The organism is Actinomadura sp. NBRC 104425 (genome assembly GCF_030269545.1).
GTDB classification, from domain to species: Bacteria; Actinomycetota; Actinomycetes; order Streptosporangiales; family Streptosporangiaceae; genus Spirillospora; species Spirillospora keratinilytica.
In genome coordinates this window covers 77,570-89,295 of record NZ_BSTN01000015.1, presented here as the reverse complement: position 1 = coordinate 89,295, position 11,726 = coordinate 77,570, and the positions used below count along the sequence as shown (strand labels likewise).

Sequence of the window (11,726 nt, the reverse complement as noted above, 5' to 3'; positions counted from 1 at the left end):
CGGGCGCCGCGGTCCGGACGGGTCCGAGGAGGGCGAATGAGCGAGCCGGAGGGGCGCGGCGCCGCCCGGTCGGCGGGCGCGGCAGCCGCCGGGCGGGTGCCGCAGGCCGGCGGGAGGCGGGCATGAGCTCGCCCGCCGACTTCCAATACGAGATCTACCTCAAGGGCCTGGGCGACGTCGTTCCCGAGCTGCCCACCGACCTGACCAGGCTGGAGGCGCTGGCCGGGCGGCGCCTGTCGGCCGCGGCGTTCGGGTACGCGGCGGGGGCGGCCGGCACCGAGGCGACCGCGCGGGCCAACCGGGAGGCGTTCGACCGGTGGCGGATCGTGCCGCGGATGCTGCGGGACGTGGCCGAGCGCGACCTGTCGGCGCGGGTGCTGGGCACGCCGATGCCCGCGCCGGTGGCGCTGGCCCCGGTCGGCGTCCAGTCGATCTTCCATCCGGACGGCGAGCGGGCGGCGGCCCGGGCCGCGGCGGCGGCCGGGCTGCCGTACGTGCTGAGCACCGCCTCGTCGTATTCGATCGAGGAGGTCGCGCAGGCGAACGGGGACGGGCCGCGCTGGTACCAGCTGTACTGGCCCAAGGACCGCGAGCTGGCCGTCAGCTTCCTGGAGCGCGCGGCCGCCGCCGGGTACACCGCGCTGGTGGTCACGCTGGACACGTTCGCGCTGGCGTGGCGGCCCCGCGACCTCGACCAGGCGTATCTGCCGTTCCTGCGGGGCATCGGGGTGGCCAACTACTTCACCGACCCGGTCTTTCAGAAGGCGGTCGGCGGGCCGGTCACCGACGCCAATCGGGACGCGGCGCTCCTGCACTGGGCGGCCAACTTCGGTAACCCCTCGCTGACCTGGGACGACCTGGCGTTCCTGCGCGAGCACTGGCACGGGCCGATCGCGCTCAAGGGCATCCAGCACCCCGACGACGCGCGGCGCGCGGTGGACGCGGGCATGGACGGCGTGATCGTCTCCAACCACGGCGGACGACAGGTCGACGGGGCGGTGGCGTCGCTGGACGCCCTGCCGCCCGTGGTCGAGGCCGTGCGCGGCCAGGCCGAGGTGCTGTTCGACAGCGGCGTGCGCACCGGCGCCGACATCGCCAAGGCGCTCGCCCTGGGCGCCAAGGCGGTCCTGGTGGGACGCCCCTTCGTGTACGGGCTCGCGCTCGGGGGCGAGTCGGGCGTCACGCACGTGCTGCGCTGCCTGCTGGCCGAACTGGACCTGACCCTGATGCTCTCGGGCCACGCCAGGGCCGCCGACCTCGGCCCCGATCTCCTCGCGCGGACGTGATGGATGACAAATGTCATGGCGCGGCCGTGTGAAGGTCACGGGCGTTTCCTGACATCCGTGACTGCCCGCCCCGTGCCCGTGCTCGGCAGCATGGGCGCATGGACGTGATCGAGGTACGCGACCTGCGGGTGCGTTTCGGGGACCGCGACGCCGTGCGGGACGTCTCGTTCACCGTGGCCCGGGGCGAGGTGTACGCGCTGCTGGGCCGTCACGGGGCGGGCAAGACCACGCTGCTGGAGGCCGCCGCCGGGCTGCGCCGCCCTTCCGGGGGGACGGTGCGGGTCTGCGGGATCGACCCCTACGAACGGCGCGGCGCGCTGAGGGCGGGCACGGTGTGGCGCGACGGCGGCCTGTTCCCCGGCCTGACCGTGGGGGAGGTCGTGGACGCCTGGCGCCGCTGGACACTGGACCCGCTCACCGCGGCGGGGGCGCTGCGCCTGGCCGGCCTGTCGGGGCTGGAGGATGTGCCGTTCGAGCGGCTCACGCCGGGGGAGCGGCGCCTGCTGGACGTGGCGCTGGTCCTGCTGGCCCGTTCCGACGTGCTGTTCCTGGACGAGCCCACGGCGGACCTTGGGGACGCGCCGAGGGAACGCGTCTGGGGCGTGCTGCGGGCCCTGTCCGCCCAAGGGGTGACCGTGCTGGCGGCCACCCGCGCCATAGACGAGGCGCGTCGCGCCGACCGCGTCGGGGTCCTGGACGAAGGACGTCTGGTCACAGGCGGTGACGGAACGCATCCGAAGGCCGCCTGACACCGGACGCCTCTCGCCCCGGGGCGCCCGCAAGAGGCCTTCGGGTGCGCCCAGGGGCGGTCGTAGCGTTCTCGCAGGCCCGCGCGCCCTGCCCGGGGGCTGAAATTGTGAGCGCGGTGACAATCGGCGGCCGAAAGCTTTGACGGCACCGCCAAGAGGCGGGGGCGGGCACCTCGCGTACCCTGAGTGACCCTGCTCCCGTTGATCGCAGAGGCAGGCAGACAGGTGCAGCCGAGGATCGGGCGCCCCGGGGCCTTCGCCGCCGTCATCGTGGCGTTGACCCTGCTGACCCTGACCGGCATGCTGCTGCCCGCCCTCTGGTATGAGGCCTTCACCCGCTCCGAGCCGCAACGCGTGGCTCTCGCCGTGACGGCGGCGGCGGCGATATGCGCCGGCTACGGGCGGCTGCTGTGGCTCAACCTGCGCCGCCGTACCGCGCCCGCCCACCGCATCGGACTGGCCGCCCTCACCGCCGTGTGCTGGGGGCTGCCGCCGGTGATGGGCGCGCAGGACGGCTGGGGGAACCTGCTGATGCTCCCCGCCGGGCTCATCCCCGTCGTGCTGCCGCTACGGCAGGCCGTGGCGGTGACCGGGGCCGCCACCGTCCTCACCCCCGCGTACGGGGTGCTGCTCGGACTGCCCCCGCTGACGGTGCTGTACGAGCTGTTCGGCGTCCCCGTCGCGGCGTTCTCCGGTTACGTGACGGTGTGGATGTACCACGTCGTCCAGGAACTGCGGCGGGCGCGCGCGGAGCTGGCTCGATCCGCCGTGGGGGAGGAGCGGCTCCGCTTCGCCCGGGACCTGCACGACGTGCTCGGCCACAGCCTCCAGGCCGTCGCCCTGCGCGCCGAGGTCGCCGAACGGTACCTGGAGCGCGACCCCGGGCGCGTGCGCAAGGAACTGACCGAGATCCAGGCGATGGCGCGCGAGGCGGTCGGCGACGTGCGGGAGATCGTCCGCGGCTACCGGGCGACGTCGCTGCGCACGGAACTGGACGGCATGTCCGCCGTGCTGCAGGCGGCCGGGATCCGCTGCCGGCCCCCCGAAATCTCCCCGCGGCTGCCCGCCCACGTGCACGAACCGCTCGGCCGGGTCGCCCGCGAGGCCGCCACCAACGTGCTGCGGCACAGCAACGCGACCTGGTGCCTGATCACGGTGTGGGCCGACGACGACCGGCTGTGGCTGGAGATCAGCAACGACGGGGCGGGGCCGGGCCGCCGCGCACCGGACGCCGCCGCGCATCCGCCCGGCAGCGGGCTGGCCGGGCTGGCCGAGCGGATCGCCGCGGCGGGCGGGGAGTTCACCGCCGGACCGGTCGGCGACGGAACGTTCCGGGTGGCCGCGGCCGTGCCGCTGCGCCCGGCGCCGGAACCCGCCGAAAGGGACCGGGCATGATCCGGGTGCTGCTGGCCGACGACCACCTGCTGATCAGGGACGCGCTGGTGCTGCTGCTCGACACCGAGCCCGGCATCGAGGTCGTGGCCGACGTCGGCCGCGGCGACGAGGCGGTGGAGCGGGCGCTGGCCCTCGAACCGGACGTGGCGGTGCTGGACCTGGACATGCCGGGCCTGGACGGGCTCGCCGCCGCCGAGCGCCTGGCCCGCGACCTGCCCGGCTGCCGGGTCGTGATCGTCACCGCGCACGGGCGGCCCGGCAACCTGCGCCGCGCCATGAGCGCGGGCGTGCGCGGCTTCCTCGGCAAGGACGCGCCCGGCGCGCGGCTCGCGCAGGTCATCCGGCAGGTCGCCGGCGGCGCGCGCTACATCGACCCGCAGCTGGCCGCCGACGCGCTGGCCGCCGAGGAGTGCCCGCTGACGCCGCGCGAGCTGGACGCCCTGCGCGCCGCCGCCGACGGCGCGCCCGTCGCCCGCATCGCCCGCGCCCTCGGGCTGTCGGAGGGGACGGTGCGCAACTACCTGTCGGCCGCGGTCACCAAGCTCGGCGTGGACAACCGGCACGCCGCCGTCCGCGCCGCCCGCGACCTCGGCTGGCTGTGACCCGCCCGAACCGTGACCTCAGACGGCCGTACAGGGGGTCAGCCGAGCATGACTCCCAGCAGCAGGGCCGCCAGGGCGGCCACGCCGCTCACGGCCCCCGACACGGCCAGGCCCTTGGGGGCGGACGCCCGGGTGTGCAGGAACGCGGCGACACCCGACACGACCACGACGGCCAGCTTCACGTGGAGGGTCGTCTTGTAGGCGCCGTCCGCGTCGCCCACGGCCGCGATGTTCCACACGCCGGTCAGCACGAGCACGGCGAACGCGGCCCAGGCGACCCGGTTGAACTGGCGGGCGGCGAGCTTGGAGGTGTCGCCGCCCGCGCGGCGCAGCACGGGCAGCAGCGCCGTGAGGGTCAGCTGCCCGCCGACCCATATGGTCGCTGCCAGTACGTGCAGGAAGACGCGGACGGTGTCCCAGGTGATGGCGAGCACGGGTCCTCCCAGGGGGCGAGGGGGTCAGGCCGTCGAAGCCAGGGGGACGAGCCTGGGGCCGAGGTCCAGTGATGACAGCACGGCGCCGTCCTTGTCCAGGGCCTCGACGACGGGGTCGCGGCGCGCCGTCCAGACCACCACGACGTGCCCGTGCGCCGGGACGTCCAGCAGCCGCGAGCCGACCCGGATCTGCGCGACCTCGCTGGAGGCGCGCAGCTTGGCCTCGCTCACCCACTTGGCGCCCCAGGGGAACAGCCGGTTGGCGTTGCGGACGGTACGGCCCATGGCGTACCGGATCAGGTGGCCGCCGAGCTCCGCCGCGGGACGCCGGGCCAGCGGCTCTTCGGGAGCCCAGGCCCCGCCGCCGCCGAGCTCGATCCATTCGCCGTCCCGCTTGTGGAACGTGACACCTTCGATGAAGCAGCCTCCGGTGCCGCCGTTCTGATGTCGCAGGAACGAGACGACGGCGACGTCGCCGTCCATGTCGAGCGCGAGCGGCACGAGGCCGCGCTCACCGTTCACCGCGGTCGACGCGGGCTCGGTCATCCCGTCGCTCAGCAGCCGCAGCAACTCCGCGCGCAGCTCATGCTCGTTCATGCTTCGGGTCCTCTGATCACACGAGGTACAGGGAAAGGGCCCTCCCGGAGGAGGGCCCCACGTCGAACCTCACTCTAGACGTCCGGAACGCCTCGTTTCACCTGTTCGCACTATGAGATTGTGCTGTCCTTCGGAGGAGATCGTTTCCATCCGGCGGCGACCACTCCTCGACGGCGTCGCCGTGGGGCCCGGCATGACCATGTGAGTCCCATCACGACGGCCTTCGTGTCGTATGACTGGATTTGCACCATCAGTGTCGGGCCGGTTTACTGATGACCGTGACTGCCGCACACCCCTGCCCGACGCGCCGCCCCCGAGCCGTGCGCGCGATGGGGTGTACGTGCCGGTGTCGAATGTGCGACCGCTGAGGGCCCCGACCGAAGCCTCGCGCCCCGAAGCGAGCCCACCCCCGGACCACATCGAGCCGCGCACATGACCTTCCAGACCCACCTGCTGAGCCACGCGCCGTACCCGCCCGGCCGCGCCTAGAGCCCCCGTCGGCTCCCCGCTCACGCGTCCTTCCCGACCACCGTCCACGCTCCGCGCGCCTGCTTGCGCGCGGTCGACCCGCACGGGTGAAACCTCTTGATCCAGATCGAGAAACTCCGCAAGGTCTACCGCACCCGCGGGCGCGAGGTGACCGCCGTCGACGGCGTCGACCTGACCGTCCGCGAAGGCGAGGTGTTCGGCGTGCTCGGCCGCAGCGGCGCCGGCAAGAGCACCCTGCTGCGCTGTGTCAACCTGCTGGAACGGCCCGACGCGGGGCGCGTGCTGGTGGACGGGCAGGACCTGCCGGCGCTGTCCGGCGGCGAGCTGCGCCGGGCCCGCCGGCGCATCGGCATGATCCACCAGCATTTCGGCCTGCTGTCCAGCCGCACCGTGGCGGGCAACGTCGCGTTCCCGCTGGAGGTGATGGGCGTGCCGCGCGCCGAACGGGCCGAGCGCGTGGCCGAGCTGCTGGAGCTTGTCGGACTCACCGAGCACGCCCGCGCCTACCCCGCGCAGATCTCCGGCGGGCAAAAGCAGCGCGTCGGCATCGCCCGCGCCCTGGCCGGACGGCCCAAGGTGCTGCTGTCGGATGAGGCCACCTCCGCGCTCGACCCCGAGACGACCGCGTCCATCCTGGAGCTGCTGCGCGACCTCAACCGGCGGCTCGGCCTGACCATCCTGCTCATCACCCACGAGATGGACGTGGTCAAGCGCATCTGCGACTCCGTGGCGATCATGCGCGACGGGCGGGTGGTGGAGTCCGGCCCGGTGCGCGAACTGCTGCTGCGCCCCGGCTCGGAGCTGGCGCGCGGCCTGTTCCCGCTGCCCGATCCGGTGCTGCGCGCCGGCACCACCGTGGTGGACGTCACGTTCGAGGGGGACGGCGCGGACCGGCCGTTCGTGTCCACGCTGGCCCGCACCTACTCCATCGACGTCAACATCCTCGGCGGCGCGGTGGAGGAGATCGGCGGCACGCGCATCGGACGGCTGCGCATCGAACTGCCCGGCGAACCCGACGTCAACGCGGCCCAGCTGGCCCACCTGCGCGAGGCGGGCCTGGCCGTCGAAATCCACGGAACCGCCGGCGACGCGCCGGGCGCGCCCGCGACCGACCCCGCGACCGACCCCGCGACCGACGAGGAGGCGCCGGTCTCATGACCTGGGACGAGATGGTTCCGCTGCTGCGCCAGGGCACCCTGGAGACGCTGCAGATGACCGTGTGGTCGACGCTGTTCACGGCGCTCGGCGGCACGCTGCTCGGGGTGCTGCTGGTGCTGACCGAGCGCGGCGGGCTGCTGCCCGTCCCGGCGGTCAACAAGGTGCTCGGCGCGATCGTCAACATCGGCCGGTCGCTGCCGTTCGTGATCCTGATGATGGCGATCATCCCGTTCACCCGGGCGCTGGTCGGCACGTCCATCGGCACCCAGGCGGCGATCGTGCCGCTGACGCTGTCGGCCATCCCCTTCTACGCGCGCCTGGTGGAGACCGCGCTGCGCGAGGTGGACCCGGGGGTGGTCGCCGCCGCCCAGGCGATGGGCGCCTCCCGCGGCCAGATCATCTGGAAGGTGCTGCTGCGCGAGGCCCGCCCCGGGCTGGTCGCGGGCCTGACCGTCACCGTCATCGCCCTCATCGGCTATTCGGCGATGGCGGGCGCGATCGGCGGCGGCGGCCTCGGCGACCTGGCGATCCGCTACGGCTACCAGCGCTTCGAGACCGGGATGATGCTCGCCATCCTGGTGCTGCTCATCGCGCTGGTGCAGGTGGTGCAGTCGCTGGGCGACCTGGCCGTACGGCGCCTCACCCACAAATGACCGCTCACCCGCCAATGGCCACGGCGCCGCGGACGACCCCCGCTCCCCGTCTCCCTGACACCGCGGGCGCCTGACACCGATTCCCTGTCACCGAACGAGAAAGGCACTCTTCGTGCTGCGCAAGATCACAACCGTTGTCGTGTCCGCCGGACTGCTGCTGGGCCTGGCCGGCTGCGGCGGCGGCGACGCAAGCTCCGACGACACCCTCACCGTCGGCGCCACCTCGGTGCCGCACGCCGAGATCCTCAAGTTCGTCAAGGACAACCTGGCGGACAAGAACGGGCTCAGACTGGAGATCCGCGAGTTCAGCAACTACGAGCAGCTGAACCCCGCGCTCAACGACGGCCAGCTCGACGCCAACTACTTCCAGCACAAGCCGTACCTGGACGAGTCGAACCAGAAGACCGGGCAGAAGCTGACCTTCGTCGCCGGGGTGCACCTGGAGCCGCTCGGCGTCTACTCCAAGAAGGTCACCAAGCTGGCGGACCTGAAGCAGGGCGCCACCGTCGCGGTGCCCAGCGACCCGTCCAACGAGGCGCGCGCGCTGAAGCTGCTGGCCGACAACGGCGTGATCACCCTCAAGCCCGGCGCGGGCCAGAACGCCACCGAGAAGGACATCACCGGCAACCCCAAGAACATCAAGTTCAAGCCCACCGACGCCGCCGCGCTGCCGCGCCAGCTCCCGGACGTGGACGCCTCGGTCATCAACGGCAACTATGCGCTGGAGGCCAAGCTCACCCCGGCCAAGGACGCGCTGGTCAGCGAGAAGGCCGAGGGCAATCCGTACGTCAACGGCCTGGTCACCCGGCCGGAGGACGCCGACGACCCGCAGATCAAGAAGCTCGTCGACCTGCTGCGCGGCCCGGAGGTCAAGAAGTTCATCGAGGACACCTACAAGGGCTCGGTGCTGCCCGCCGCCTGATCCGGCGCCGCACGCGCCTTCGACGGCCCCCGGTCGCCTCCGCGCCGGGGGCCGTCGGTGCATGTCGGCCATAGGGGCCGGAACCCGCCGTTGGGATGTCCGGGGCGGCTGGTGGGAACAGGTGCCGTCCGCCACGGAAAGGGAACCCACGACCGTCAACGAGCACCGCTATGGTCCACTGCTGCTTCGAGGGCCTGGAGCCCGTCGCACCCGGCATCGTGCCGTGCTCGCTGTGGCGGCCGGAGGTGCAACCGCTCGAAGCGGTCGACCATCCACCATGTGCGGGGCGGCCCGCAAACCCCGGGCGGCACGCGCGTCCTTGTGGCGACACACAAACGGGCTGTTCGGTCTTTTCATAAGGCGACACTGGCCGGATTCGGCATTTCCGCACGTCAAGGCGCGTTTCGGGGTGTCCCGTGCCCGGTTGGGGCAGGATGGCGGCGTAACGCCATCGGGTGGGATGAAACGCTTTCCCACAGGTCGGGCGTTACCGTGTGAAGCCGGTGTTGGTTCGTCCGTGGCCGTCCATACAAGGAGCAGCCTTGATCGCCGCCTCCCGCACCGAAGCGTTCACCGACCGGCCCGCCGCGTCCGCGTCCAGCGGTCCGCTCGTCCCGCGGCTGCTGCTCGGCAGGCGCCTGCGCGCGCTGCGCGAGGAGTGCGGCATGACCCGCGGACAGGCGGCCAGGGCCATCGGCGCGTCCACCGCGAAGCTCAGCCGCATGGAACGCGGCCGCACCGGCTTCAAGGAGCGCGACGTCGTCGCCCTGCTCACCCTCTACGGGCTCCACGACAAGGCCGAGCACGCCACCGCGCTGGCCCTCGTCGAGCAGTCCCGCGCCCCAGGCTGGTGGGACGACGAGCGCGACCTCGTGCCCGCCCGGGAGCGCCTCTACCTGTCGGCCGAGCAGTCCGCCTGGCTCGTCCGCAGCTTCGAGCCCACCACCGTGCCGGTGCTGCTGCAGACCCCCGATTACGCCCGCGCGGACATCGCCCGGCACCACCCCGACGCCGCCGAGGACGAGCTGCGCCGCCGCGTCATGCTGCGCCTGCGCCGCCAGCGGATCCTGCGGATGCGCCCGCGGCCGGTCAACCTGTGGGTGGTGCTGGACGAGGCGGTGCTGTGGCGCCCGGTCGGCGGCACGGCGACGATGCGTGCGCAGATCCAGCACATCCTCGAGGTCGCCCAGCGGCCGAACGTCACCGTGCAGGTCGCGCCGCACACCGCGACGGGCCACCTGGGCGACCAGCCGTTCACCCTGGTCCGCTTCCACCAGCACAGCCTGCCCGACCTGGTCTACCTCGACCGGTCCCAAGGGGCGTGCTACCCGTCGAGCCCCGCCCAGATCGAACGCCACTGGCACGCCTTCAACACCCTGGTCACCGAGGCCTCCCTGCCGGAGCACACCCGGCACATCCTCACCAGCACCCTTGCCGCCTACTGAGGCCTCGGCAGCGTCACCGGCGCGTCGACGCCCGGGCCCCGTGGCCCGAGTGGGCGGGCCAGGGTCCGTTGGTCGCAGGGGAAGTGCCACCAACGGGCCCCCGGCCCGCCGTGCCGGCCCCCGCCGGAGCCCGGGCGGCCCGGGCGGGCGGCTGCCCGCCGCGGGTCAGGTCTCCCGTTCGGGCCTGTAGTCGGCCTCGTCCAGGCCGAATGTCCAGGCGACGCCTTCGCGGGCCGCCCTGACATGGGGCGGGACGCGCAGGTGGCAGGTGGGGAACGACCCGTCCGGCTCGGGGGTGCGGTTCACCACCTCGATCATCGCCACCGGCTCGGCGCGGGCGGCAGGTCGCGCACCTCCTGCGAAACCGCGTCCTCCGCTACCGGCAAGATCAGGACCTCTCCCTGTCGGTACATGCCGCGAACGTAACCGGCGCCACCGACATTTTCCGGCGGCGGCATAGGGGACTGCGGTGGCGTCACCCGATGGTCCGCCGGGAGCGGCCCGGAGGACTCAGTAGCCGCGGGTGCGGCGGGCCGCCGGACGGGCCCACCTGCCGGAGGCGCCCAGGCCGACGCGCTGGAAGGCGCGCACGAGCTCCCTGCCCAGGTTGACCCCGGCGCCGAGCGCCAGCGCCGTGGACAGCGCCCCGATCAGGCTCAGCATGCCCGTCTGCGGCGAGCCCGTGTTGAGCTCGACCATGCCCCGGTACAGCAGCGTCCCCGGGAGCAGGGGGCCGATCACCGGGACGATGTAGGGCAGCGCGGGCGCCTGGTGACGGCGCGCCAGCAGGCTCCCCAGCAGGCCGACGATGACGGCGGAGACGGCCGACGCCAGGACCGACGTCACGTCCAGCTTCAGCAGCAGGACGTACAGGATCCAGATCAGCGCCCCGCCCAGAGCCGCCGCGGGGAGCACCTGGCGCGGCGCGGCCAGCGACAACGCGAACGTGAGCGACACCGCCCCGGCCGCCAGCACCGACACCGGCTGCAGGAGGGCGGGGAAGTTCGGCAGGTGCGCCACGTCGATCGGCACGTCCAGCTTGACCGCCGCGTAGACGACGACGCCGAGCCCGGACACGATCGCCGCGACGATGAAGAAGACCTCCAGCAGGCGGGCGCCGGCGCTGACCAGGTCGCCGGTGATGCCGTCCTGGATGCTGGCCACCAGGGGACGACCCGGCAGCAGCGCCAGGATCGCCCCGGTGACGATGGTGGACGCACGGGCCGGGTTGCCCGCCCACGCCACCACCATGGCCGCGGCCGTCGCGCCTATGGCGGCGGCCACGGCGAGCTGGAAGAACTCGGCGACACCGCGGCGGGCCAGGGCGGCGGCGGCACGGTCCCCCAGCAGCGTGGCGACGAACGCGGTCCCGGCCACCAGGGGCCCGCCGCCCACCAGCACGCTGGCCGATGCGGCGATCAACCCCAGCGACACCACGATCAGCCACGGGGGATAGGGGCCGCGGCCCCGCTTGATCTCCCGGAGCCGCCGGTGCGCCTCCTCCAGGTCCAGCATGCCGATCGAGGCGTCCTGGACCAGGGAGTGCAACGCGGTGAGGCGCCAGAACGCGGGGGTGCGCCGCCGGATGGCGCGCGCGCCGGTGACCGGCGGCGCGCCGGCCCCGGGATGCGCCGACACCAGCAGGCTCGTGAAGGTCACCTGGACCTCCGCGCGCGGCAGCTCGTAGGCCACGGCCAGGCTCAGCATGGCCTCGTTGACCCGCTCGGTGGACTCGCCGCTGGCCACCAGCAGCTCGCCCACGCGCAGCACCAGGTCGATGGCGCGGGCGTCGACGACCTCGGGCGGCTCGTCCTCGGGCGGCTCGGCGGGCGTCCCGTCCATCAGGGCGTTCCACGTGCGCCGCAGCCGCTCCCTGATATCCGCCATGCCTGCCCGAAACCTCCCGCCGTCGCCGATCTGTCCCGGCAGGGTACCCATGGCGGGCGCGTGCCCATACCTCCGCGCTCCCGAAGAGTTATCCACAGAACGAGATTCT

General features: G+C 73.3%; 12 protein-coding genes. 8 read left to right on the top strand and 4 right to left on the bottom strand.

Annotation, left to right across the window (positions count from 1 at the left end; genetic code table 11):
• Positions 1-122 precede the first annotated feature (122 nt).
• The 4 genes from QSK22_RS22080 (at position 123) to QSK22_RS22065 (ending at position 4,032) form a co-directional block, all read left to right on the top strand.
• Positions 123-1,286: an alpha-hydroxy-acid oxidizing protein gene (locus QSK22_RS22080; RefSeq protein ID WP_285496194.1), complete on the top strand. Its 1,164-nt coding sequence runs from the start codon at positions 123-125 to the stop codon at positions 1,284-1,286.
• Positions 1,287-1,384: 98 nt separating this feature from the next.
• Positions 1,385-2,035: an ATP-binding cassette domain-containing protein gene (locus QSK22_RS22075; RefSeq protein ID WP_285496193.1), complete on the top strand. Its 651-nt coding sequence runs from the start codon at positions 1,385-1,387 to the stop codon at positions 2,033-2,035.
• Positions 2,036-2,236: 201 nt separating this feature from the next.
• Positions 2,237-3,430: a sensor histidine kinase gene (locus QSK22_RS22070; RefSeq protein WP_285496192.1), complete on the top strand. Its 1,194-nt coding sequence runs from the start codon at positions 2,237-2,239 to the stop codon at positions 3,428-3,430.
• Complete coding sequence (locus QSK22_RS22065) at positions 3,427-4,032, top strand: response regulator transcription factor (protein ID WP_285496191.1); 606 nt, start codon at positions 3,427-3,429, stop codon at positions 4,030-4,032. The genes QSK22_RS22070 and QSK22_RS22065 overlap by 4 nt, the downstream gene beginning before the upstream one ends.
• A 38-nt stretch (positions 4,033-4,070) precedes the next feature.
• On the opposite strand, the gene QSK22_RS22060 is transcribed toward QSK22_RS22065, so the two are convergent.
• Positions 4,071-4,466 (bottom strand): hypothetical protein, encoded by a 396-nt coding sequence (locus QSK22_RS22060; protein ID WP_285496190.1) that lies wholly within the window; start codon positions 4,464-4,466, stop codon positions 4,071-4,073.
• A gap of 24 nt (positions 4,467-4,490) precedes the next feature.
• Entirely contained in the window at positions 4,491-5,063 is a 573-nt protein-coding gene (locus QSK22_RS22055) for a hypothetical protein (protein ID WP_285496189.1), read from the bottom strand.
• A gap of 585 nt (positions 5,064-5,648) precedes the next feature.
• On the opposite strand from QSK22_RS22055, the gene QSK22_RS22050 reads away from it, so the two are divergent.
• The 4 genes from QSK22_RS22050 (at position 5,649) to QSK22_RS22035 (ending at position 9,730) form a co-directional block, all read left to right on the top strand.
• On the top strand, positions 5,649-6,710 hold the full coding sequence (locus tag QSK22_RS22050) for a methionine ABC transporter ATP-binding protein (RefSeq protein ID WP_285496188.1): 1,062 nt from the start codon (positions 5,649-5,651) through the stop codon (positions 6,708-6,710).
• The gene (locus QSK22_RS22045) at positions 6,707-7,363 is read left to right on the top strand and encodes a methionine ABC transporter permease (RefSeq protein ID WP_285496187.1); all 657 of its coding nucleotides are present in this window, start codon (positions 6,707-6,709) and stop codon (positions 7,361-7,363) included. Before QSK22_RS22050 ends, QSK22_RS22045 begins: the two co-directional genes overlap by 4 nt.
• Positions 7,364-7,502: 139 nt before the next feature.
• Positions 7,503-8,285 (top strand): MetQ/NlpA family ABC transporter substrate-binding protein, encoded by a 783-nt coding sequence (locus QSK22_RS22040; protein WP_285496186.1) that lies wholly within the window; start codon positions 7,503-7,505, stop codon positions 8,283-8,285.
• Positions 8,286-8,827: 542 nt separating this feature from the next.
• The gene (locus QSK22_RS22035; RefSeq protein WP_285496185.1) at positions 8,828-9,730 is read left to right on the top strand and encodes a helix-turn-helix domain-containing protein; all 903 of its coding nucleotides are present in this window, start codon (positions 8,828-8,830) and stop codon (positions 9,728-9,730) included.
• Between the two features lie 165 nt (positions 9,731-9,895).
• Here the strand turns inward: QSK22_RS22035 and QSK22_RS22030 are convergent, their stop codons facing one another.
• Together QSK22_RS22030 and QSK22_RS22025 are read right to left on the bottom strand one after the other, a co-directional pair.
• On the bottom strand, positions 9,896-10,054 hold the full coding sequence (locus QSK22_RS22030) for a DUF6745 domain-containing protein (protein ID WP_502872350.1): 159 nt from the start codon (positions 10,052-10,054) through the stop codon (positions 9,896-9,898).
• 186 nt (positions 10,055-10,240) lie between these two features.
• A complete protein-coding gene (locus QSK22_RS22025; protein ID WP_285496183.1) occupies positions 10,241-11,617 on the bottom strand; it encodes a threonine/serine exporter family protein in 1,377 nt (458 codons plus the stop codon).
• Positions 11,618-11,726: the final 109 nt, after the last annotated feature.

Coding starts and splice junctions, on each gene's coding strand:
- QSK22_RS22075 (WP_285496193.1), top strand. CDS start 1,385: ATGGACGTGATCGAGGTACGCGACCTGCGGGTGCGTTTCGGGGACCGC.
- QSK22_RS22065 (WP_285496191.1), top strand. CDS start 3,427: ATGATCCGGGTGCTGCTGGCCGACGACCACCTGCTGATCAGGGACGCG.
- QSK22_RS22055 (WP_285496189.1), bottom strand. CDS start 5,063: ATGAACGAGCATGAGCTGCGCGCGGAGTTGCTGCGGCTGCTGAGCGAC.
- QSK22_RS22025 (WP_285496183.1), bottom strand. CDS start 11,617: ATGGCGGATATCAGGGAGCGGCTGCGGCGCACGTGGAACGCCCTGATG.
- QSK22_RS22045 (WP_285496187.1), top strand. CDS start 6,707: ATGACCTGGGACGAGATGGTTCCGCTGCTGCGCCAGGGCACCCTGGAG.
- QSK22_RS22080 (WP_285496194.1), top strand. CDS start 123: ATGAGCTCGCCCGCCGACTTCCAATACGAGATCTACCTCAAGGGCCTG.